Source organism: Streptococcus sp. HMSC070B10 (assembly GCF_001808665.1).
GTDB lineage: Bacteria > Bacillota > Bacilli > Lactobacillales > Streptococcaceae > Streptococcus.
Window position 1 is genome coordinate 22,821 of sequence record NZ_KV794185.1, and the last position, 22,861, is coordinate 45,681.

Annotated in this window: 27 protein-coding genes and 1 pseudogene; 4 read left to right on the forward strand and 24 right to left on the reverse strand. The window is 41.4% G+C overall.

Going from position 1 to position 22,861, the window contains the following annotated elements; all coding sequences use genetic code 11:
- Positions 1 to 273: 273 nt before the first annotated feature.
- The 18 genes and pseudogenes from HMPREF2613_RS06040 to HMPREF2613_RS06120 form a co-directional block, all read right to left on the reverse strand.
- The gene (locus tag HMPREF2613_RS06040; protein ID WP_050252318.1) at positions 274 to 456 is read right to left on the reverse strand and encodes a hypothetical protein; all 183 of its coding nucleotides are present in this window, start codon (positions 454 to 456) and stop codon (positions 274 to 276) included.
- Position 457: 1 nt separating this feature from the next.
- On the reverse strand, positions 458 to 1,237 hold the full coding sequence (locus HMPREF2613_RS06045) for a hypothetical protein (RefSeq protein WP_070479711.1): 780 nt from the start codon (positions 1,235 to 1,237) through the stop codon (positions 458 to 460).
- Positions 1,238 to 1,384: 147 nt separating this feature from the next.
- Positions 1,385 to 1,735 (reverse strand): 30S ribosome-binding factor RbfA, encoded by a 351-nt coding sequence (gene rbfA / locus HMPREF2613_RS06050; protein ID WP_001273601.1) that lies wholly within the window; start codon positions 1,733 to 1,735, stop codon positions 1,385 to 1,387.
- A gap of 250 nt (positions 1,736 to 1,985) precedes the next feature.
- Positions 1,986 to 4,778, reverse strand: coding sequence for a translation initiation factor IF-2 (gene infB, locus HMPREF2613_RS06055; protein ID WP_070479713.1), 2,793 nt, complete (start codon positions 4,776 to 4,778; stop codon positions 1,986 to 1,988).
- Between the two features lie 16 nt (positions 4,779 to 4,794).
- On the reverse strand, positions 4,795 to 5,094 hold the full coding sequence (locus tag HMPREF2613_RS06060; protein ID WP_001041390.1) for a YlxQ-related RNA-binding protein: 300 nt from the start codon (positions 5,092 to 5,094) through the stop codon (positions 4,795 to 4,797).
- Complete coding sequence (rnpM, locus tag HMPREF2613_RS06065; protein WP_000857560.1) at positions 5,087 to 5,380, reverse strand: RNase P modulator RnpM; 294 nt, start codon at positions 5,378 to 5,380, stop codon at positions 5,087 to 5,089. Before rnpM ends, HMPREF2613_RS06060 begins: the two co-directional genes overlap by 8 nt.
- Positions 5,381 to 5,401: 21 nt before the next feature.
- On the reverse strand, positions 5,402 to 6,538 hold the full coding sequence (gene nusA / locus HMPREF2613_RS06070; RefSeq protein WP_000032285.1) for a transcription termination factor NusA: 1,137 nt from the start codon (positions 6,536 to 6,538) through the stop codon (positions 5,402 to 5,404).
- A 43-nt stretch (positions 6,539 to 6,581) separates the two neighbouring features.
- Positions 6,582 to 7,061: a ribosome maturation factor RimP gene (rimP, locus tag HMPREF2613_RS06075; protein WP_001808691.1), complete on the reverse strand. Its 480-nt coding sequence runs from the start codon at positions 7,059 to 7,061 to the stop codon at positions 6,582 to 6,584.
- A gap of 125 nt (positions 7,062 to 7,186) precedes the next feature.
- The gene (gene trmB, locus HMPREF2613_RS06080; RefSeq protein WP_001266094.1) at positions 7,187 to 7,822 is read right to left on the reverse strand and encodes a tRNA (guanosine(46)-N7)-methyltransferase TrmB; all 636 of its coding nucleotides are present in this window, start codon (positions 7,820 to 7,822) and stop codon (positions 7,187 to 7,189) included.
- Entirely contained in the window at positions 7,819 to 8,613 is a 795-nt protein-coding gene (gene ccrZ, locus HMPREF2613_RS06085) for a cell cycle regulator CcrZ (protein WP_070479715.1), read from the reverse strand. Before ccrZ ends, trmB begins: the two co-directional genes overlap by 4 nt.
- Positions 8,614 to 8,773: 160 nt before the next feature.
- Positions 8,774 to 9,385, reverse strand: a complete 612-nt coding sequence (locus tag HMPREF2613_RS06090) for a CPBP family intramembrane glutamic endopeptidase (RefSeq protein ID WP_070479718.1) — start codon at positions 9,383 to 9,385, stop codon at positions 8,774 to 8,776.
- A 26-nt stretch (positions 9,386 to 9,411) separates the two neighbouring features.
- Positions 9,412 to 9,660: an immunity protein BlpZ gene (gene blpZ / locus HMPREF2613_RS06095; RefSeq protein ID WP_070479721.1), complete on the reverse strand. Its 249-nt coding sequence runs from the start codon at positions 9,658 to 9,660 to the stop codon at positions 9,412 to 9,414.
- A 36-nt stretch (positions 9,661 to 9,696) separates the two neighbouring features.
- A pseudogene (locus HMPREF2613_RS06100) lies at positions 9,697 to 10,087 on the reverse strand (immunity protein).
- Positions 10,088 to 10,169: 82 nt separating this feature from the next.
- On the reverse strand, positions 10,170 to 10,574 hold the full coding sequence (locus tag HMPREF2613_RS06105; protein ID WP_070479723.1) for an immunity protein: 405 nt from the start codon (positions 10,572 to 10,574) through the stop codon (positions 10,170 to 10,172).
- The gene (locus tag HMPREF2613_RS11000; protein ID WP_083279236.1) at positions 10,571 to 10,735 is read right to left on the reverse strand and encodes a hypothetical protein; all 165 of its coding nucleotides are present in this window, start codon (positions 10,733 to 10,735) and stop codon (positions 10,571 to 10,573) included. The genes HMPREF2613_RS06105 and HMPREF2613_RS11000 overlap by 4 nt, the downstream gene beginning before the upstream one ends.
- Positions 10,736 to 10,937: 202 nt before the next feature.
- Positions 10,938 to 11,294, reverse strand: coding sequence for a hypothetical protein (locus HMPREF2613_RS06110; protein WP_070479725.1), 357 nt, complete (start codon positions 11,292 to 11,294; stop codon positions 10,938 to 10,940).
- Positions 11,295 to 11,385: 91 nt separating this feature from the next.
- The gene (locus HMPREF2613_RS06115; RefSeq protein ID WP_070479727.1) at positions 11,386 to 12,735 is read right to left on the reverse strand and encodes a sensor histidine kinase; all 1,350 of its coding nucleotides are present in this window, start codon (positions 12,733 to 12,735) and stop codon (positions 11,386 to 11,388) included.
- Positions 12,736 to 12,748: 13 nt separating this feature from the next.
- Entirely contained in the window at positions 12,749 to 13,486 is a 738-nt protein-coding gene (locus HMPREF2613_RS06120) for a response regulator transcription factor (RefSeq protein WP_070479730.1), read from the reverse strand.
- A 295-nt stretch (positions 13,487 to 13,781) separates the two neighbouring features.
- Between HMPREF2613_RS06120 and HMPREF2613_RS06125 the strand changes: the two genes are divergently transcribed.
- Positions 13,782 to 14,111, forward strand: a complete 330-nt coding sequence (locus HMPREF2613_RS06125) for a helicase BlpT (RefSeq protein WP_070479732.1) — start codon at positions 13,782 to 13,784, stop codon at positions 14,109 to 14,111.
- 61 nt (positions 14,112 to 14,172) lie between these two features.
- On the opposite strand, the gene HMPREF2613_RS06130 is transcribed toward HMPREF2613_RS06125, so the two are convergent.
- Complete coding sequence (locus HMPREF2613_RS06130; RefSeq protein ID WP_070479733.1) at positions 14,173 to 15,222, reverse strand: ABC transporter permease; 1,050 nt, start codon at positions 15,220 to 15,222, stop codon at positions 14,173 to 14,175.
- Positions 15,219 to 15,950, reverse strand: a complete 732-nt coding sequence (locus tag HMPREF2613_RS06135; RefSeq protein WP_070479736.1) for an ABC transporter ATP-binding protein — start codon at positions 15,948 to 15,950, stop codon at positions 15,219 to 15,221. Before HMPREF2613_RS06135 ends, HMPREF2613_RS06130 begins: the two co-directional genes overlap by 4 nt.
- Before the next feature lie 67 nt (positions 15,951 to 16,017).
- On the opposite strand from HMPREF2613_RS06135, the gene HMPREF2613_RS06140 reads away from it, so the two are divergent.
- From HMPREF2613_RS06140 to HMPREF2613_RS06150, 3 genes are all read left to right on the forward strand, one after another.
- Entirely contained in the window at positions 16,018 to 16,428 is a 411-nt protein-coding gene (locus HMPREF2613_RS06140) for an HIT family protein (protein ID WP_070479738.1), read from the forward strand.
- A 9-nt stretch (positions 16,429 to 16,437) separates the two neighbouring features.
- On the forward strand, positions 16,438 to 16,725 hold the full coding sequence (locus tag HMPREF2613_RS06145) for a hypothetical protein (RefSeq protein ID WP_000777754.1): 288 nt from the start codon (positions 16,438 to 16,440) through the stop codon (positions 16,723 to 16,725).
- A 67-nt stretch (positions 16,726 to 16,792) separates the two neighbouring features.
- On the forward strand, positions 16,793 to 17,446 hold the full coding sequence (locus tag HMPREF2613_RS06150) for a hypothetical protein (protein WP_261673976.1): 654 nt from the start codon (positions 16,793 to 16,795) through the stop codon (positions 17,444 to 17,446).
- Between the two features lie 77 nt (positions 17,447 to 17,523).
- On the opposite strand, the gene dnaJ is transcribed toward HMPREF2613_RS06150, so the two are convergent.
- The 4 genes from dnaJ to hrcA all read right to left on the reverse strand — a co-directional run bounded on the left by dnaJ (position 17,524) and on the right by hrcA (position 22,749).
- Complete coding sequence (dnaJ, locus tag HMPREF2613_RS06155) at positions 17,524 to 18,660, reverse strand: molecular chaperone DnaJ (protein WP_070479742.1); 1,137 nt, start codon at positions 18,658 to 18,660, stop codon at positions 17,524 to 17,526.
- A gap of 436 nt (positions 18,661 to 19,096) precedes the next feature.
- The gene (gene dnaK, locus HMPREF2613_RS06160) at positions 19,097 to 20,920 is read right to left on the reverse strand and encodes a molecular chaperone DnaK (protein WP_000034667.1); all 1,824 of its coding nucleotides are present in this window, start codon (positions 20,918 to 20,920) and stop codon (positions 19,097 to 19,099) included.
- Positions 20,921 to 21,163: 243 nt separating this feature from the next.
- On the reverse strand, positions 21,164 to 21,688 hold the full coding sequence (gene grpE, locus HMPREF2613_RS06165; protein ID WP_000046038.1) for a nucleotide exchange factor GrpE: 525 nt from the start codon (positions 21,686 to 21,688) through the stop codon (positions 21,164 to 21,166).
- A gap of 26 nt (positions 21,689 to 21,714) precedes the next feature.
- A complete protein-coding gene (gene hrcA / locus HMPREF2613_RS06170; protein WP_004261010.1) occupies positions 21,715 to 22,749 on the reverse strand; it encodes a heat-inducible transcriptional repressor HrcA in 1,035 nt (344 codons plus the stop codon).
- Positions 22,750 to 22,861: the final 112 nt, after the last annotated feature.

Below are 22,861 nucleotides of genomic sequence, written 5' to 3' on the forward strand. Positions count from 1 at the left end.
ACGTGGTTTGAAGAGATTTTCGAAGAGTATAAAATGATTTTACTGCTTTTATTATACCACAAGGAAAGAGATTAAAAAACTAGCAGTACAAGACTTGCTAGTTCTCTGCGACTTGAATTACGACCTAAATAAGTTTAAAGAGCCAATCCAATAGCTTAAATAATAGCTTGTAAAATAATAATTGGAATGCAAAAGAGATGATCATCCATAGGAATTTCACAATTCCAATAATCGGTTTGATAAAAATAATGGCAAGAAGACCCCAGAAAAATTTCATTTTTTATCCTCTGGCTTGATGAGCCACCGAGCCGTATCCATTAACTTGTCTGCAATAAAGAGTTTCCCCAAACCGACAACGGCATGGTCATCTTTCTTTATCGTTTTCATCACTTTTACACCTTGCATGGTCAAAAAGTAATTACCGTAAGTTTTAGCTAGAATTTTTATGAGTCCCATATCACTCTCCTTCAATGATTTCAGCCTCTTTTCGGATTGTTTCAACATCTTCTTGATATTGAACTTCACTATAGTTGACTAGTTTGGACAATTCTTTCTGCAAGCTTTCCCCCATTGGTTTCATAGTTGCAAAGGTTAAACCACCTGAAATGATACCACCCAAGATAGGAATGAATTTTCCCATTCCTTTGGCCAGCCCTCCCTTGGTCAGATTCACACCAAATATTTTTAAGACTTTTTTCAAAATAGGGTACCAAAGCGTCTTTGTTAACGCTTTATTAGGTACTGTTTTCATTACCTGTTTGGCAATTGTTATACCACCTGCACGTAGCAAAGCAGCGGTTCCATTTACACCCAACATGACGCCTAGATAAAGCAAGAGGGTATTTTGAGCATCTTCACTCAACTCCTCGCGTGAAGCCCAAAGATCCTCATAACCATAAATATAACCTAATTCTTGAGCCAATTTCAGAGAGAAACCATAAAATTGAGCCACATCAGCTGGAATGGTAATCGCCATAGCAATCCCTCCAGGTAACCCTGCCAAAACAGAGGTTCCACTCGCCAATAAAACATTATCCCTAATGCAGGCATTAGCCACTCGATCTAAGGTTTCTTGAGATAAGAGAGACGTTGGGCCTTGTTCTAATAAGGTAGGAATGTCCTGTGGATCCAATTCTTTAGAAAACTTATCCACTAAAAATTTCGAACGATCAACCTTAACAACTGGTAGTTTTACCACTTGTTGCAATACTTGCATAGCTAAGTCTTGTTCAGCCATATAAATACCTCTTCCTCTTGTGTCTTTATTTCATAATATCACACTATCTAAATTTTATAAAGCTTTTTTATAATATTTAACTCTAGAAATATTCCCCAACATGCTTTGTAGTCATCCCTCCACCAAAAAAGAGGGTTGCCCCTCTTCTTAGTTTTTATCCAGATTGCGTAGCATCTCGTCAATCTTGTTTCCATATTCGATGGATTCGTCTTTGACGAAAGTCAAATCTGGGATTTTGTACAATTTCAAATTGCGACCAAGTTCACGTTTGATAGTACCAGTTGCTTTTTCAAGCCCGATTTGGGCTTTTTGATTATCTGAAGCAAGGTTACTCAAAATGGTATAGTAAACCTTGGCAACAGACAAGTCACCTAGCATCTGAACATCTGTGATGGTCACACCTTGGACACGCGGATCACGGACTTTCTTTTGCAAAATCTCATTGACTTCACGCTTGATTTCCATGCCCACACGATCCGTACGGAAATGATTTGCCATGATATTCCTTTCTCTACTTTGAACCAAAAGCTAGGACAGCAGACTTAGCTATTTTTAAACTTATTGATTTTCAGTTCAAATTGAAACGAAGTTCAATTTGAAATCATCTGCTTCTTTCGCCGTGGTGAAAGTGATGGAACTGATTTATCAGTCCCATCACAGGGGATTTTTGAGACCCTAGGCTCAAAAATAAGCAATGAAACCATCGGTTTGCTTGCGTCCCTCACCACCTAAGAAAGGAGCAAAAATCTTATCGTTTGATTTCTTCCATGACATAAGCCTCAATCACATCATCAGTCTTGATATCATTGTAGCCATCGATCATCAATCCACCTTCACGGCCGTTTGTAACTTCCTTAACGTCGTCTTTGTAGTGTTTCAAGCTTGCGAGTTCACCGTCATAGATAACAACACCGTCACGGATAACACGAACTTTAGAGTCACGGGTAACCTTACCGTTGATAACCATGAATCCACCGATAGTTCCCACTTTAGACACCTTGAAGGTTTCACGGATAACTGCTTCACCGATAACTTTTTCTTCAAATTCTGGATCAAGCATCCCCTTCATGGCTTCTTCCATCTCTTCGATAACCTTGTAGATAATGCTGTGAAGACGGATTTCCACATCGTCAGCTTCGGCTTGTTGACGAGCTTGTGGTGTAGGGCGTACGTTGAAACCAACGATAAAGGCATTTGAAGCTTCCGCAAGAGTCACGTCTGATTCATTGATAGCACCGACCGCTGAGTGGACGATGGTAACTTTAACACCTTCCACGTCAATCTTTTGAAGTGAGGCAGAAAGGGCTTCAACAGAACCTTGTACGTCTGCCTTGATGATGACGTTAACAGACTTAAGTTCACCAGCTTTGAGGGTATCAAAGAGGTTTTCAAGGCTGACACGTTGGGTAGCTTGACGTTGTTTCATAAGGGCACGTTTGGCACGTTCTTCACCAGCCGCACGCGCAGATTTTTCATCTTCGTAAACAGCAAAGTGGTCACCTGCCATTGGCGCTTCGTTCAAACCTGTGATAGAGACTGGTGTTGATGGGCCTGCTACCTTAACACGACGTCCAAGGTCGTTGGTCATAGCACGGACACGACCGAAAGTATTTCCGACAACGATTGGGTCTTGGACATTCAAGGTACCTTGTTGAACAAGAAGGGTTGCGACCGCACCTTTTCCTTTATCCAAGCGCGCTTCGATAACTGTACCGATAGCACGCACTGTTGGGTCTGCCTTAAGTTCTTGGATTTCAGCCACAAGAAGGACTGTTTCCAACAATTCTTCGATGTTTTGGTTGAATTTAGCTGAGATTTCAACAAATTCAGAATCTCCACCCCAAGCAGTTGACATAACACCATGCTCTGCCAATTCACCGATAACGCGTTCTGGGTTAGCACCTGGTTTATCAATCTTGTTGATGGCTACGATGATTGGAACGTTGGCTGCTTTTGAGTGGTTGATAGCTTCAATTGTCTGAGGCATAACCCCGTCATCTGCCGCTACGACCAAGATAGTAATATCGGTAACAGAAGCACCACGCGCACGCATAGATGTAAAGGCCGCGTGTCCTGGTGTATCAAGGAAGGTAATCTTCTTGCCATTTTCAACGATTTGGTAGGCACCGATATGCTGAGTGATACCACCTGCTTCACCTGTCGCAACACGAGAGTTACGAAGGGTATCTAGGAGTGTTGTTTTACCGTGGTCAACGTGTCCCATGATAGTTACAACTGGTGGACGCTCAACCAATTCATCTTCATTGAGATAACCATCTTCTACAAAGAAACGTTCGATGTCGGCATTATCCACTTCAACTTTTTGTTTGGCTTCGATACCATAATCCACCATGAGGAGTTCAATTGTTTCCCCATCCAAGGATTGGTTTTGTGTGGCCATTACACCCATCATGAAAAGTTTCTTAACGATTTCAGCTGGTTCACGTTTGATACGTTTTGCGATTTCCGCAACGGTCATACCATCCGTATATTCAAATTCTGTTGGCAATTCATGGAATTTACGCTCCGTAACAGGTTTTGGAGTCTGATTGCGGTTGTTCTTGTTATTGCCTTTTTTGTTCTTTTTGTTGTTATTCCAGTTACTATTCTTTTGATTTCTCACTTGATTTTGACTACTTCGATTCTTTTGTTGTTTTCTAGGACCATCTTCTTCGTGATCATAATCATCACGTTCTTTGTCTGGTCGAGCTTGTTTTTTACGACGTGTATCCACTGGCGCTTCTTTAGCTACAGGAGCTGGTTCAACCACTGCTTGAACTTGTTGCGCTTGTTCAGCTAACTTAGCCACTTCTTCAAAGATTTCCTCTGGCTCCTTGCGTTTGTTTGCTTGGGCCAAGGCTTCTTTGGCAGCCTGAGTCTGCTTGAAACGTTCCTCACTTGAACGGGCATATTCTGCATTTTGCTCTGCTTTTAGGGCTGCTGCACGGGCTTTAAAGTCAATACGTGGAGCCGCTTGATGTGGACGTTTGTCCTCTTGTTGACGACGCTCATTTCCACGATTTTGCTGACCTTGCTGTTTCTTAGCTTGGTCATTAAAGCGACGATTATCGCGGTTACCTTGACCTTGCTTTCCACCATTACGGCCGTCGTTTTTCTGACGGTTTCCGTTTTGTTGTTGGTCACGGTTATTGCCCTTATTTTGCTTGCGGCGTTCTGCCTGCTCTTTGGCACGAGCTTCACGCTCAGCCTTGAAATTACGGCTTTGCGGTTTAGCTACTACTTTTTCTGTTTTAGGAGCGACTGGCTCAGCAGGTTTTGCCTCTTCCTTAGCTACAGCTGGTTTAGCTGGCTCAGATTTTTCGGCTTTCTTTTCTGCACTTGCTTTTGGTGCTGCAGGTTTTGCTTCTGCTTTCGGAGCAGCTGCAGGCTTAAAGCTGGCAGCGATTTTTGCAGCGACAGCTTCTTCCACACTTGATGAGTGGCTTTTCACATCCAAGCCCAACTCTTTTGCACGCGCTACAACTTCTTTACTTTCTTTTCCAAGTTCTTTTGCGATTTCGTACAATCTTTTCTTAGACAAATCATGTCCTCCTCTTCTATTCCATAAGAGACCTCATTTTCTTTGTAAATCCAGCATCTGTTACAGCCAAAACCTTTCTCGATTTTCCGACTGCTATGCTTAATTCCAGTGTTGAAAACACGGTTACAATTTCTACTTGATAATAATGACTTTTATCTTGAATCTTCTTGGTTAGATTGGGTCCTGCATCATGGGCTAGAAAGACCAACTTGGCCTTGCCGTCTTGAATGGCCTTAACCACCAATTCTTCACCCGATATGATCCGCCCTGCTCGCTGAGCCAGTCCCAAGAGATTGCTTATCTTTTGCTTATTCAAGTCCTAACTCTCTTCTTTTCACTTTGTGATCCACATAAGCGATCAACTCGTCATAAAAGCTTTCTTCCACTTCCATGTTAAAGCTGCGGTTAAAGACCTTCTTCTTTTTCGCCTCTAAGGCTTCTGCATTGTCTAGCTTGATATAAGCGCCGCGGCCATTGGCCTTGCCTGTCGGATCGATAAAGACTTGTCCTTCCTTGTTCTTGACAATGCGGAGCAAATCACGCTTATCAATCACTTCGTTAGACACAACAGACTTGCGCAAAGGGATTTTTCTCGTTTTCATCTTTCCCTCCTCTAGCAGCTTTTATTCTTCTACAGTATCGTTTTCTGCTTCCAAATCTACCGAACCAGCTTCTTCCATAGCTTCAAATTCGCTAGCAGACTTGATATCGATACGGTAACCAGTCAAGTGAGCTGCCAAGCGAACGTTTTGTCCACGACGACCGATAGCAAGAGAAAGCTTGTTATCTGGAACAACCACCAAGGCACGTTTGCTGTCGTTTTCGTCAAAGATAACTTGGTCAACCTCAGCAGGAGCGATGGCATTGTAGATAAATTCAGCTGGATCTGCTACCCACTCGATAACGTCGATGTTTTCTTCGATTGGGACCATACGGTCGCTCTTGGCATCGTAACGAGCTGGGTGGAATTTGCTAGTGATTTTCTTGATGTTAGCACCACCGCGTCCAACGATTGTTCCGATAGCATCCACGTTTGGATTATGGCTACGAACTGCAACCTTAGTACGGTCACCAGCTTCACGAGCTACGCTCATGATTTCAACAGTTCCATCATAAACTTCTGGAATTTCTTGCTCCATCAAACGTTTGATCATTTCTGGATGGCTACGGCTAACAAAGACGTTCACACCACGAGGATTGTCTTCAACCTTATAAACATAGACTTCGATACGATCGTGAGAAGCAAAAACTTCCCCAGGGATTTGGTCTTGTTTTGACAATTGGGCTTCGATGCTGCCGAGGTTGACATAGATAAAGCGGTTGTCAAAGCGTTCTACAGTACCAGACATAATTTCTTGTTCATGTTCTTTATAAGTATTGTAAGTGATGGCACGTGTTTGCTTGCGCATTTTTTCCATGATGGTTTGTTTGGCAGATTGGGCTGCTACACGACCAAACTCAGCAGGTGCTTCTTCAAACTTGATTTTGTCACCAAGTTCATAGGCTGAATTAATGGCAAGAGCATCTTTCAAGCTGATTTCCAAACGGCTATCAAATACTTCATCAACCACTTCACGGACAGTATAAACTGTAAAGTCACCTGTTTTTTCGTTAAAGTCAATAGCTACGCTATCAGATTGACCATAGCGTCTGCGATAAGCGGAACGAAGCGACTCTACTACTGCGTCGATGATGTCTTCTTTTTTGATTCCCTTGTCTTCTTCCAAAATGCGGAAGGCCTCTAGCATTTCTTTACTCATGTTTTCTTCACTTTTGAATCCTCAAAAGCTATCCTTTCTTTTTCTATAATTTAACCGCTAAACGTGCTTTTGATACCAAACTGTATGGAATTTGGACAGTTTTCTTACGCGTCTTGTCCATATATTCCATGGTCAACTCATCCTCTTCAAAGGCCAACAAGGTTCCTTCAAAGACCTTTTGCTTATCGATGGCTTGGTAGAGCCCGACATGGATGTATTTCCCAACCGCTCCAGCGACGGCATCCTTGGTTTTCAAAGGACGTTCCAAGCCTGGACTGGTGATTTCTAGGAAATATTGTTCTGGGAAGGGATCTGGCTTGATAGTGTCTAGGACAGGACTGATTATTTCTGTCAAGTCCGCCGTGTCGTTCAAGGTAATTCCTTCAGGTTTATCTACAAAAATACTGAGAATCATGTCACTGCCAATCTTTCCATACTCGATATCCACGAGTTCGAAAGGAGCTTCTATGACAGGTTCTACAACTTCTCTGACTAATTCTACGATTGTTGCGATTGCGTCCACCTCCTCATAAGCAAGAGGCGAAGATATTTCCCCGCCTCACTTTTCATATTCTTGCTCTTAGTATAGCACGTTTGCCAACTTATGTAAAGCAAAAGCACTTATACAGCCTGATTTTAGGCTATTTCTTAAAATTCTGCCTCAACTCGGTAGATAACTTGCCCCTTGTTGGAGAATTTTTGCTCGTATTCTGTCATGACATTGCCTTCAAAATCACTGGCATGTAAGTCTAGCCAGACACCATTGAGCTTCATGCCATACTGAGAAAAGCTCACTAGGCTGTACTCAAACAAGCCACGGTTATCCGTCTTGAAATGAATTTCTCCATTTTCAGGCAAGATACGTTTGAAGGTATCCAAGAAGGTTTTATAGGTCAAACGACGCTTTTCATGGCGTTTTTTAGGCCAAGGATCTGAAAAGTTCAGATACAAACGATCAATCTCACCGTCTTCAAAGTAGTCGGTCAAGTCAGAACCATCTACCCACAAAAGCTTAATATTAGGTACTCCAACTTCAAGCACCTTGTCCAAAGCGTAGCTCAAAACAGACTTTTGAATATCAATCCCGATATAGTTGATGTCAGGGTTTTGCTTGGCCATACCTGAAACAAAGGCACCCTTTCCACTTCCAACTTCCACATGAATGGGATTATCATTGCCAAACAAGTCCCGCCATTTTCCCTTGGCTTCTAAGGGATTGAGGACCACATACTGAGGATTTGCCTCTAGTAATTCTGTCGCCCCTTTACGATTTCTAACTCTCATCTTCTCTTTCCATACTTGTCTCGGAAGTGACGCAGGCCATGGATCTCCCGATTGACATTTTCTAAATCTTGATTCATATAATACTTGGAAATCTGGCTCAAGTAAGACAATTGACCATACCAATACAATTTATTTAATACCGTTTGATTGTACTTGTAACCGTAGTAGGTCAACCATTCCTTCCACTGATGTTCTGGAATATAATGGCAGAGCATATGGGCCACATCAAACATGCGGTCGGTCAAACGAACCGAATCCCAATCCACCAAATAAATCAAGCCACTTTCTGTCTCAATCCAATTACTATGTCGTACATCTCCATGGACAATGGTCGCATGGTCCTCTCTAAATCCTGGAATAGTCTGACGTAAATCAGCCATCACTTCACTGATAAAATGATTTTTACGTAAAGCATCTGGAACCGTTTCCTGCCAAGACTGTAGTAAATCTACAGGTGTTTCCATGGCATAGCCCAAACGACTCAACTGTGTCATCAACGGACGTGAGCGATGAAGACGGGTTAAAATATTGACGATTTGCTTACGATTCATATCATAGGGGGTCAATATCTTGCCTGTCAACCATTCTTGAGCACACATATCACGCCCATCTGCCAAACGGCGACTCCATAATAATTGTGGAGCAATTTGTTCTCTAGCTAGACCAGGTAGGATTGGAGAGGTGTTCATTTTTACAAAGATGCGCTTCCCATCAGGATAGCTACCCATATAAGCCTTGCCACTTTTCCCAGGTATAGGGGTCAGTGTTAGCTCATTATCACCCAAATCCATTTCTTTCCTCCGTATAAAGTTTCCTTACTATTCTACTAGTTTTTGGGCTATTCGTCAACCGCTCCATACCCGATTCTCAAAGAAAAGCCTCTGGATTGATTTGGGATATCCCTATAGAAAGAAAAGGCAAGCACTATCTTCTGCTTACCTTTCATGATTTTTATAAATAATATAAGAGTGGCAAACTGTTGTAAAACATATGGACTAAAGTGGAGACCCATAGATTTTGGCTCTTTTTATAAGCAAAGCCCAGCAACAAGCCCCCGAAAAGATAATAGCAAAACGAAGGAATATCATAAGGTTCATGCATGAAAGAAAAGAGAGAGGATGTCAACACAAGCCCCAGCCAAGAATTGTCAAAAACCGCACCTTGAAGAATTCCTCTAAACATAAATTCCTCCTGGATAGGTGCCAAAACTGTAGCACTAACAATAAAGGAAAGCGAAAGTCCTTTACTAGCTTCCTCAAGGTGTTGATCCGAAGCACCAGAAACAACTGAGAAAAAAGCATGATAGCTAATACTTACCAGCACAGTGAGAAGAAAAATTCCAATGAACAGCAAGAGTTGTTTCCTGCTTAACATCCCAAAAGAAATCATATCAAACCATTTCGCATAGCCAAAACTAAGGAAAAGCAAGAGACTCTTTACAACAATGAATGTGTACTGGTGTTGAAAATAATCTCCTTGATTAATAGAATATCCCGCTGCACCAACGATTGCAAATACTAAAAATCCCAAAAACAAGGCATGACATTTATTGAAAATGGCCATAAAACTATCCTCCTCAACAAACTCCCCTACAACTCATCCTTTAACTCTAGCCTTTCCAAAACAAACCATTTGAGTATCCAAAATACTATCACATAACCACCCCCTAAGAAGATAGCTATTAAAGATAGCATGGGATTTAGGAAATAAAAGACCACCACAGATACAAAGGTTAGCACAAAAACATTGAAGGCAATGGTGTCAGAAGCCAAATCTAGAATATAGGGTGTCAACCAGTCTAAGGTTTTTGAATCTAGGAAAAATAAATGTTTATACATGATGACCTCCTCTTGTCAAGCTCTACTACTGTAAGATTAAGAAGACAGTTTGTTCTTTTTAAGGCTAACCTGACTACTAGATAATAGATAATAGATACATTAAGGCATTAAAGACAATGAAAATATGTCCATAGAATAAAATCAACCTCACATCCAAACCAAGATAAAGTTTGACCATCAAAAAGATGAGCAAAAGAATTTGAAACCATACCGTTTTTCCAAAAATAAATTTAAAGCGATTTTGAATGTCTACTTCCTTGATTTTTACCGCCACCCCTTTATTAGCAAGAAGGAAAACGCCTGCTTCAAACAAGCCACTGTAGAGAACAAGCCACCCAATCGACACATTAGAGATTTGTAAAAATGTTCCTAAAAGAATATTCAACATACTACTCAAAAAAATAACAAGAAATAATCTGTATTTCATATTAAATACCTCCATTCATTTATTTCACGAACGATTTAATAGAAGCTTCTAATCAAAAATTCTGTCAAAAAAGGAAGGCAAACTACTTTTTATAATACTTCAAACCCCAAATGAGCAGAAGCATGATAAGCAAGCATAGAATAGCACCAATATAAGCGATTAGTTGTTGGTAGGATTCTCCTGCTGTGATCCCTCTATACAAACAGATAATAGACATAAAGCCTGTCAAGCCAATATACATGAGTTGATTGGTTCTAGGACTAACCAAATCATCATCTTCAAATTTTCTTATCCTCATTTCCCTAGTGAGGTAAACAGTGACCAAAATAGAAGCCAAGTTAATAACCACTAAAAGAAATTGGAGGACTAAGGAAAAATTTAAAAACTGACGAGATAGAAATAGATAGGTAGAGACAAGCAAGGGCAGCTGACCTAGGAACAGTCTCGCAAGGAAGATGTTCCGTTTTTTAGCAAGAAAAGTTTTCATTTCTTTTCTCCTTTCTTTTTCATGATAGCAAAATAAATCATCACTGCAATCACATAGGCCATGGTATAAAATAGATGATACCAAGCACTCTCCCTAAGCGGATATAGAAAGATGGACATAATCAGATACAAGATGAAAATGACAAGTATTTTTTTCTTCATAAAATTTCCTCCTGAATCTTTGTTGAGTAAGAACCTTTACACTGCTAGTATAGCACTCATTTTGACCTTGGATTACTCAAATCATAAATGGTCATCAAAACATCTTGAATTGTTAAAAAATTTAAAAAAGCAAGCATGAAAAACATACTTGCCCTGGGGGAACTTGACAATGTGAAAATACAAAATAGAAAACTACTCACCCTCACTTCCGTATGTTCTCATATATTCTCATAATCGCAACAAGGATAGCAGCTGTCCCACTTGCCAAAGCGAGAAGGGTAATGATAATGTTGAGGATTTCAGGAGTACTCCCTATTCTGTTGATAAGACGGAGTAGGGATATAACTGTCAACTGAATCAGGAGTATTGATTCTACTCTTACCAATGAAGTCAGTTGATTTTCAACCGCATATAAAAAGGCTGGTAGCAAAACACAGGCTATAGCAATCACAAATAGATTGCTCCCTGTTTCTTCTCCCTTATTCACCACGGAAATCATGAGAAGATTCGATGCTATAATCAACGTAGAACAGATGATAAAAAAGGATTTCTTATTCATTTAATATACCTCACATACTATAGCAAAAGTCTGGCTCGATAAAGACAAACTTTATCTGTTAACTTCTGCCAATTCTTTTTTCACAAATTTTCTAATGACCAACCGGCAGCAAGTGAACCGTTAAAACCTGACGAAAAACTTGATCTTGGCAGGTGGTATTGAGACTGGTATTGGGATGGCTTTCCACAATTTTCATAACGGTATAGAGACCAACTCCTCTCTCCTCCCCTTTAGAACTGGCTCCAAAGGAGAAGATTTCAGAAATATCGATGCCCTCTTCTTTGATGGAGTTTTCGATAATAAAGGTCTCCTGTGCTCCATTTTTTAAAAAGGCGATTGAAACATGAGGTTGACTGGCCTCTACACTAGCTTCAATAGCATTGTCACAAAGGATAGACACAATGGTTAGAAAATCAAGCAGTCTCATTCCCTCGACCTGAATCTCCTCAGGAACTTCGACATTAAAGACAATCTTCTTATCTCTGGCTTTTAGAAACTTTCCTGCTAGGAGACTTTTGAGGGCTTTATCACGAATATTCACTAATCTGCCCAGGTCATATTTGCTGTCCTGCAATTTTTCACTGGAATCCTTTAAGACCGAGTCGTAGACCTCTTTTATCTGCTCCATATCCTCCTCTTCAATGCCCAGACGTAAACTAGTCAAGAGGTTGCTATAATCATGGCGAAAACTCCGCACTTCCTTGTAAAGCTCCTCTATATGCCGACTATAGCGTTCCATATCTCTGTAGCGCAAGGCCTGCTCTTGGTCCAGTCTCTCATGAAGTTTTTCCTTCAAATAGGTATCCAATTTCTTGATCATCCCCATAAAAAAGAGAAGGTAAAACACTAGAATCAGATGGCGAACAGTCGTTGATTGAATACCTTGTTCATATTCAAAGAAAGACAGACTTTGCATCACTAGATAGTAGCCCCCCATTATCCAGTTAATCGTAGTCAGAGATTTTTGAAAACCTTTATCGAGAATCTCCTTTCTCAACTTAGTGAAATCATAGTCCAACCATTTCAAAAAGACTAAAACTATGAAGCAAACGAATATCATCATCAATAAAAAGATAGGATTGCTACCTTTATCTACAATTTCTTGTCCCAAAAATGGAAGCACAAAATAGGAGACCCCTCTATAAAAGAGATTCACCAATATCATTGGAAAGAGACCATAAAAGAAGAGAAGTTTTTTAGGAAGCCCTCTTAACAGTAAGAAAGACAAGCCTATACCGTACAAGGGTTCCATAAAATAAAATAGGAAACTATCTCCTACCATATAATCAATCATTAAAAAAACAAAGGCCAACAGTATCTTAAAAAGAAAGGCCTTAAAAATCCTCTCAAAAGTGATACCAATTCCATCCACCTTAAAGAAAATGACAATTTCTAGTCCATGAGTAATAAGTGTATACAATAATATCCAAGCAATATTCATAAACTCTCCTAGCTCAGTGCAAGTTATTGATAGCCTCAGACACTTCCCTGACCTTATAACGCGCTATCATACAGCTTCCCCCATTGGGAAAGTAAAGCAGTTTTTCTTTCTTATCCAAACGAACCACATTGGCAGGATTAATGAGAAAAGAGCGGTGGCACTGCAAGAGACGAGGCTCCTGCTTGAAAACCTCCTCTAAACTCGCTGTAAATTCCAACCTGTCTGTCTTGGTATAGAGAATGACACGATGAGCTCTGGGCGATGTTTCGAGATAATAAACCTCTTTAAAAGGATACTGGAATTGGGCAAATTTTGATTTAAAGTAAAAGCAATCTTCCGCCAGACTTTTACTATCTTGACTATTGGCATAGAGGAGGGCTGTTTCAATACGAGATTCAAACTCCTCTGCCGAAAGAGCCTTATCAATGTAGTCTAAAGCAGAGACTTGATAGCGAAAGGACAGGGGCATAAACTCCGAGTGAGTCGTCACAAAGACGATCAAGGCATAAGGGTCCCGATCCCGAATCTTTCTTGCCACTTCTAAGCCTTTCATCTCCTCATTTCGAATCTCAATGTCCAAAAAGAATAGCTGATGGGATCCCTTCTCATGCACCTCTGCCAGCAGTTGGTCTGGCTTGCCAAAGATCTCAAAAGAGCTGGGAGTGATATGATGTGCTTTCAAAAGTTTCTCAATCGTCGTTTCAATCCTAGTCTGCTGGGAAAAATCATCTTCTAAAACAAATATTCTCATCTTTTTACTCCCCTTGTTTCAATTTCTTCCTAAAAAGAGAATAGCAAAAATACTCTGACACAAGCCCACCAAATCTTAAACAGGCCTTCAAAGCTCCTGAAAGGTATCTTGTTGCTCAGATAAGTATGATAACCTTACAACTATTTTATCATAAAATCTTAACAGTACCATTCAGGAAATTTCAAGAACAATTAAAGATTTTATGGTGAAAAAGGAGATAAAAGTGATAAACTGACAGTATCAAAATACAATTGCTAGAATCAAAACTAGCACCCAGATTAAAGGAGGAATTCTCATGACAGATACAGACCCTATCAAAAGAGCTCAGACTTTGATTACTGACTTAAACAAAGCCTACCAAGCATGCAAACAGACAACCTCTGACGACGTCCGCTTTCAGGAGCAATTAAACTCTATTCTTGGTTTTCTAGCCAAGGCTGAAACAGTGGATAATCGAGTCTTGATTGAACTGGAAAAATTTTACCAGACTTCCAGTCTTCTCATGGGACTCAGCGCTCTTGATCCAGATGCTCCTACTCGCGCCGCTTGGCGGGCCTATGACCGCTTCCACTTTGACCAAGTCAAGACCAAGTTGAGTCTCTACGGACCAACCATTATCTTATAGAAAATAAAAGAAGTTGAGATAAACTGAACTCAACTTCTTTTTTAATATCATATAAGCAATATTAGTCCTGCATCTGACGTTTTACCTGATAAGGTAAGTACAAGACTAGTAAAACCAAACCTGCACCCAGCAAGGCTAGAAGGGCTAGTTTTTCTTGGAAGGTCACAAGGCCGACGACTAATTCCACAAGTAAAACAAAACTAGTCAATCCTCGGACTACCGCCTGCAAGCCTTTTTCCTTTTGCCCCTTGTCCAGCGGAAAAAGTTGGGTCAAATACTGGTAGTCAAAGGCATGATAGAGGGCCAGCAACTGGAAGAGCAAGAGGTAGTTAAAGAGAACTACCACTGCTGTCGCAATCCAAGCTTGCTCAATAAAGACCTGTGCCAGTATGGAAAGCAAGAGCAGACGGAGACTGAGGGCAAAGAGGTCTCCATTTCGCAAATAAGAACGCAGATAGAGATTTTGCCAAATCTTCCCAGGCACCTTCTGAACAGCCTTTAAGATAAAGTCCAGGTAGGCACGACGCTTGACGCTGTTTGAAATTCCCTTGACCTGAGTAAAGAGGGCAAAGAAACGAAGCAAGACTTGCTTACGCTTGCTTTCTTGGGAAATGACATAGTCCCAGTCGAGACCAGTTTCAGTGAAAAATTTGTTGGCCTTTTGACGAAAGAGCAGATATTTCCCTACACCCAATAGGAGCACATAGACCAAAAAAACTGGTATGCCAAACCCCATTGCCAAAAATAGGGGAGCAAATAACAGCAAGAAAAGGGTCTGGACAAAAAGCCAAAAGACTAGGGAAATGCTAGTTTGACGCTTTAGATGGAGCTTGATTTCCTCTTCTCCGACCAAGAGAAAAAGCTTGTCAGGCGCCTCCATGTAAGTAGCAATTCCACCCCAAAGCAAAAGCAAAACAGAGGTAATTCCAACAAACAAAAGGATAGGCCAATGATTTTCAGGAAAATGTTGCAAGAGTTGACTGTACTGGTAGGCTAGAAAGCCCAGCAGGACAAGCAGGAACAAGACAAAGTGGTCATTGAGCACATAGCGCAGATAACCAAGACACTCCTTACGAAAAGCCTGCTTTCTCTTTAAAAACAAGTCTTTCATAGATCCTCCTCTTTGGTCAGAGCCAAGTAAATATCATTCAAACTAGCCTCAGGCATGTCAAAGGCTTCGCGCAGTTGCAGGAGATTTCCCTTAGCACGCACTTCCCCTTTGTGAAGAATAACAAAGGCATCACACATCTTCTCCGCCGAATCCAGCACGTGGGTACTCATGAGAATGGACTTGCCCTTTTGCTTTTCCACTTCCAAAAGCTGAATCAAGTCTGCAATAGCCAACGGATCAAGACCAAGGAAAGGCTCATCCACGATGAAAAGACTAGGATCCACCACAAAAGCACAGATAATCAAGACCTTCTGCTTCATCCCTTTTGAAAAATGAACAGGGAACCAGTCTAATTTCTGGTCCAGACGGAACATTTTTAACAGGGGTTCTACTCGAACAAAAGCCACTTTCTGCTCAATACCATAAGCCATGGCAACCGTTTCGATATGCTCTCTGAGGGTCAATTCCTCATACAAGCTAGGTGTCTCAGGAATGTAGCCAATTTGCTTGCGGTAGCTAGTTGCATCTTCTTGAAGAGTAAGTCCATTGATATTGATAGAACCACTATAAGGTGTCAACAGACCGATAATTTCATTAATAGTCGTCGATTTCCCAGCACCATTGAGACCAATCAAACCGACCAACTGCCCACTTTCAACAGTAAAGGACACATCTTTCAAGACAGGGACATGAACATAGCCACCTGTCAGATTTTTAATTTCTAACATATTTTCTCCAAATCTGGTATAATGTAGCTATATTATATCAAAATTCAATACAGTAGAGGTAGATTTTATGTCAGATTGCATTTTTTGTAAAATCATCGCAGGGGAAATTCCTGCTTCAAAAGTATATGAAGATGAGCAGGTCCTTGCCTTTCTTGATATCTCTCAAGTGACACCTGGACACACCTTGGTCGTACCAAAAAAACACTATCGCAATCTTTTGGAGATGGACGCTACTAGCGCTAGCCAACTCTTTGCCCAAGTACCAACAGTTGCTCAAAAAGTCATGAAGGCTACCAAGGCTGCTGGTATGAATATCATTGCCAACTGTGAAGAAATCGCAGGGCAAACCGTCTTTCATACCCACGTTCACCTCGTACCTCGCTACAGTGCGGACGATGACCTCAAGATTGATTTTATCGCCCACGAACCAGACTTTGACAAACTTGCTCAAGTCGCTGAAACCATCAAAAACGCCTAAGGAGTTGCCATGAAATTATCCAATCTACTGCTATTTGCAGGAGCTGCAGCCGGAAGTTATCTGGTCACAAAAAATCGCCAAACCATCACAGATGAAGTCTTGAATACCACTGACCGCGTTCAAGCTATCAAGGATGATGTAGATATTATCCAAAACAGCCTACAAATCATTGACCAGCAAAAAGAACTCATCAAGGAATACCAAGAAGACCTGACTTACAAGTTTAAGGTCTTGGAAAAAGATATCCAGACTAGACTAGCTGTGATAAAAGAAACACAGGAAATCGAAGATAAGTAAAAAGAGCCATGAACTTTCCTTAAATCTATTTTAGGTTGTCAGGGTCAAACAAAAAAGAGGAATGAAAATGAAACAGTTTTTTAAAATTCTGGCACAGATCATCCTAATCCCTTGTGGTTGCCTTAGCCTTCTTGCGGTCCTAGCATTTCTAGTACTGTTTTTTGCCTTCAGAGCCTCACCGATTGACATTCACAAGGGAAATAACGCCCTCAAACAAATCTTTGTTTCCCTTGATCTCCCTCCTAAAAAAGTAGAATCAGATGGACACTATGAATTCGAGGGCGGAGGCTTACATTTTTATGCTACTTTCTCAGATGAGATCATCAATACTCACCCTGTCCTAAAAGAAAGCCCAAAACTCACCAAAAATCAACTTGAAGTCTATGTCCTAAACACAGGAGATATTTCCTACCATTCAGTAGAAGACAACTTATTCAATCATGGTTTATTGCGATTTTTAGAGGAGGAAGGCGAGAAGTATTTTCGAGCAAACGGAAAGAAATCAAATTATTCTTACACAATTCTAACCTTATGGGATCAGGAAAGTCTAAAAAAGGGAATTGCTTTCTATGAAAAAGCCTTGACTTTGGTGGATATTCAGGATAACTCAGCAATCAAACACATTGATACCGTTACCATTAAGCCTGGTAAGGAAGCAGAATTCAAGCAACTTATCCAGGAGATGGATACAGCTGGCTTACTCAAGCAAAAGTATAAATAATAGGCTAACTGGAAAATGATTTTTCGACGCTAAATTTTCAAAGATAACACAAAAAGAGCCAATTGGCTCTTTTTAGTTTATTCTCCATCAAAGGCATCTTTAATATGGTCAAAGAAGCCCTTTTTCTTTGGATTGACTTTTAAATCACCAGCAGCTGCGAATTCTTTAAGCGCTGCTTTTTGGCGGTCGTTCAAGCCTGTCGGTGTTACGACATTGACAGTAACGTATTGGTCACCAACTGCACCACCACGAAGACTTGGTGCTCCTTTACCACGTAGACGGAATTTCTTACCAGTCTGAGTTCCCTCTGGGATAACCAATTCAACATCACCGTGAACCGTTGGGATATCAACTGTATCACCAAGAGCTGCTTGGACAAAGTTGAGGTTGAGATTGTAGAAGATAGTGGTTCCTTCACGTTCAAACTTGTCGCTGGCTTCCACAGAAACCACTACATACAAGTCACCATAAGGTCCACCGTTAAATCCAGCTTCACCTTGACCTGCTAAGCGAATTTGTTGACCAGTTTCCACACCAGCAGGGATTTTCACATGTACGCTATGAGCTTGTTTTTCATGACCTGTTCCGTGACAAGTTGTACATGGATCTTTGATTTCTTTTCCGCGACCATGACAGACATCACAGGTTACTTGGCGCCGCATCATACCAAGCGGAGTTTGTGTATCAACGTTAATGACACCAGCGCCATGACAGCGTCCACAAGTGACTGGACTTGTTCCTGGCTTAGCACCAGAACCATTACATGTACTACAGCTTGCTTCACGATTGTATTTAACTTCTTTTTCAGCTCCAAAAATAGCTTCTTCAAAGGTCAAGTTCACACGATACTGGAGGTCATCCCCTTGACGAGGAGCATTTGGATTGCGTGAAGCACCGCCTCCGCCGAAGAAACTTGAGAAGATGTCCTCAAAACCACCGAAGCCTCCTGCCCCATCGAAACCGCCGAAACCACCAGCTCCACCAAAACCACCGCTGGCTCCAGCAGCACCGTATTGGTCATAGGCAGCACGTTTTTGGTCGTCACTCAAAGTCTCATAGGCTTCTTGAACTTCCTTGTACTTTTCCTCAGCACCAGGCTCCTTGTTGATATCTGGGTGATATTTTTTCGAAAGCTTACGATAAGCCTTTTTGATCTCGTCTGCCGAAGCGTTTTTTGACACCCCCAGACGATCATAAAATTCAGTATTGTTCATAATTCAAGATACAAAGGGCGTCAAACGGACACAGCCAAAATAGGAGTTTTGACGACGGACGCTTGCGTCCTAGAAAAAACTATCTTTTTGGCACAGTCCGTAGCCCGTGTTCAATTCCCTGAACACCTTTGTTCCTTTCTGTTAATATTACGGAACGAATCCTCAATCTAGGTCGGGTTCAATTCCTTTCTTTTATATTGATGAGACAAAACCCAAACAAATCAGGTTCCGTCCCTTTTTATCGAAAAACAGAGGCTGGGTTGCAACCTCTGGATTTCTTCCTATCATTACAACGTTCGAGTTTTAAAAATCAAACTAGTAATGCTAAATCGAGCACGCCCTAACCTCTTGGTGAAAAAGATAAATCTTTCTAGAAACTAAAGTTTCTGCGTCAGATTTCCTATTTTCACTGTGAGGTTTTAACGGGCTTTGCATCTTACTTTTCCGTAAACTCTCCGTCTACGACGTCATCGCCTGCGTTTCCTGTTGCTTGTGCACCTTCTGCTCCTGCTTGAGCTTGTTGCGCTGCTGCGGCTTGTTCGTAGAGTTTAACAGCAAGTCCTTGAGCTTTTTCGTTCAATGCTTCAAGTTTTGCTTTCATTTCGTCCAAGTTGTTGTCTTCTTGCGCTTTCTTAAGGTCATCAAGGGCAGCTTGGGCAGCGTCACGTTCTGCGTCGAAGCCTTTGCCTTCAGTTTCCTTGATAGTCTTTTCAGTTGCGAAGATAGCTTGGTCTACTTCGTTACGAAGGTCAACTTCTTCTTTACGTTTCTTATCTGCTTCAGCGTTTGCTTCTGCATCTTTCATCATGCGGTCGATTTCTTCGTCAGTCAAACCTGAGTTAGATTGGATAACAATAGTTTGTTCTTTTTGAGTTCCAAGGTCTTTAGCTTTAACAGACACGATACCGTTCTTGTCGATGTCAAATGTTACTTCGATTTGAGGAATTCCACGAGGTGCAGCTGGGATATCTGTCAATTGGAAGCGTCCAAGAGTCTTGTTATCTGCTGCCATTGGGCGTTCACCTTGAAGAACATGGATATCAACGGCTGGTTGGTTGTCTGCTGCTGTTGAGAAGACTTGTGATTTAGATGTTGGAATAGTTGTGTTACGGTCGATGAGTTTTGTAAATACTCCACCCATTGTTTCGATACCAAGTGACAATGGTGTTACGTCAAGAAGGACAACGTCTTTGACATCACCAGTAATCACACCACCTTGGATGGCAGCACCCATAGCAACAACTTCGTCAGGGTTTACTGATTTGTTTGGTTCTTTACCAGTTTCAGCTTTAACAGCTTCAACAACGGCTGGGATACGAGTTGAACCACCAACAAGGATCACTTCATCGATTTCTGACAAGCTCAAACCTGCATCTGAAAGGGCTTGACGAACTGGAACTTTTGTACGTTCTACAAGGTCACGAGTCAAATCGTCAAATTTCGCACGAGTCAAAGTCATTTCCAAGTGAAGAGGTCCAGCTTCACCAGCAGTGATAAATGGCAAGCTGATTTGTGTTGAAGTTACACCAGAAAGGTCTTTCTTCGCTTTTTCAGCTGCATCTTTCAAACGTTGCATTGCCATCTTGTCAGTAGACAAGTCAATACCGTTTTCTTTCTTGAATTCTGCTACCAAGTGGTCAATGATTTTTTGGTCAAAGTCGTCACCACCAAGTTTGTTGTCCCCTGCAGTTGACAATACGTCGAAGACACCGTCACCCAATTCAAGGATAGATACGTCGAATGTACCACCACCAAGGTCAAATACCAAGATTTTTTCTTCTTTGTCAGTCTTGTCCAAACCATAAGCAAGAGCTGCTGCAGTTGGTTCGTTGACGATACGTTCTACTTCAAGACCAGCGATTTTACCAGCGTCTTTTGTTGCTTGACGTTGAGCATCGTTGAAGTAAGCAGGAACTGTGATAACTGCTTTGGTTACTTTTTCACCAAGGTAGTCTTCAGCATAACCTTTCAAGTATTGAAGAATCATAGCTGAAATTTCTTGTGGAGTGTATTCTTTTCCGTTAGCAGAAACTTTTTCAGAAGTTCCCATTTTAGATTTGATAGAGATGACTGTATCTGGATTTGTAACTGCTTGACGTTTTGCAGCGTCACCAACGATGATTTCTCCGTTTTTGAATGAGACTACAGATGGAGTTGTGCGGTTCCCTTCTGGGTTTGCGATGATTTTGCTTTCAGTTCCTTCAAGAACTGCAACTGCTGAGTTTGTTGTACCTAAGTCAATACCGATAATTTTAGACATGTGTTTTTCTCCTTGTTAGTTAATTTTCTATTTTTGATATTTCCCTTAAGTGGTGGGGACGTGAGCAACTCCCTCCGGGATTTCATCACTTATTTTTGAGCCTATTGTCTCAAAAATCCCCTGTTTCACCACGGTGGGAAATATCTTCCTTGCAAGCCTCCGGCTTGCTTTTTATCTTTCTTCATAGTTTATTGTCGTTTCGGACAAGTTTTCTATTATGTATGCTGCAACCGTCAGAATTGCCTAGTTATAGACCACTACCATTGCTGGGCGTAGGATGCGGTCATGGAGTTTGTAGCCTTTTTGGAATACTTGGGCGATAGTGTCTGCTGGGTGTTCATCGTCTGCTGGGAGAGTTTGGATGGCCATATGGTAGTTATGGTCAAATTCGCCATCAGCTGCGATTTCTTCGATTCCTTCTTCTTTCAAAGCGTGAATCAAGCTTTCTTGCACCATCTCCAATCCTTTTTTGACATCGTCTGTCAAACCTTCAACTGCAAGAGCACGTTCTAGGTTATCCAAAGAAGGGAGGATTGCTTTTGCCAAGTCCTGGCTACGGTAACGCTGCAAGTTTTGACGCTCTTCATTGGCACGACGTTGGATATTTTGCATTTCTGCATGAGCGCGAAGGTATTTGTTTTCGAACTCATCTGCACGTTCATTTGCCAAGTCCAATTCAGACTTCTCAGGAGTTGTTTCTTCTACCGTTTCCACAACTTCCTCTTCTTGGACTTCTTCTACTTCTTCATTTTTTATATCTTGGGCCATTTTCGCCTCCTTTAATGATTTCAATCTTAATGTACTTCGTAATGATTACTGCTGAGGTAGCGGTAAAAATCTGTCAACTTCATAGTCAAAACACGGTTGACTACGTTGACTTGGTTGATTAGTTGTTGGTAATCCAGATTGACCGGACCGATAATCGCTAGAATCCCAACTCCCCGATAAGGAATGAGGAACTTGCTACTAATCACCGCTAGGTCTGCTAGGCAAGATTCTTGACTGTCCGCAACTCGGACATTTTGCATCTGATCTTCATGCAGACCCTCACGAATCTCCAAGGCCACCTTTTGCGGTTGGTCAAAGAACTGATAAGCTGCCAGATTGGCAAAATTCAAGAGATTAACCTTGCCCGCCACCACAATGTTTTCGTTGAACATTTCCTTAAAGATATGTTCAAAGAGATCGATAACATTGTCCGTTGTTGTGAAGTAACGCTGGATAATCTGCGGAATCTCCGTCCGAATCTTGTAGTGAATATCTAGAACGGTGTGGCCGAGGAAACGTTCCTGAATGATGCTCTTCAGTTTCAGCAAATCCTCCTGCAAGAAATTCCTTGGAATCAGAAACTGACTGGTAACCGTTCGAGACTCGTCTAGGGTAAATACTGCCAAGGCTGTATGTTGCCCCAAAACAACGATATCAAAGGCTGTCAAACGTTGCCTGCTCGGCTCAACATCCAGTGCTACTACCGTACAGCCACTCAAGTCTGTCAGTAGATTAGCAGCCTCTTGCAGAATATCCTCCAATTTGAAGAATTCCTGGTCAAAGGCTTTGACAATCTCATATACCTCATTTTCAGCTAGTCGGTCAAAATCCAGTGAGTGTTTTACATAGTACTGAAAACCAGCAACACTTGGCATCCGACCACTTGAAGTATGAGCCTTCTCAAGCAAACCTTGCTTTTCTAGAGCCGCCATGTCATTACGAATGGTTGCACTGCTAGAGTTAATAGACTCTTGCAAGGCTTTGGATCCGACAGGTTCGTGCGTTTTGGTAAAGATGTCAATAATCAGATTTAGAATATCCTGCTGACGCTCTGTAACCATCTCATCACTCCTCTCTGTCTGATCGATTAGCACTCGATACGCTCAAGTGCTAACTTATGATTCTATTATACACCCTTAAAAGAGAATGTCAAGACAAAAACTCAAAAAATTA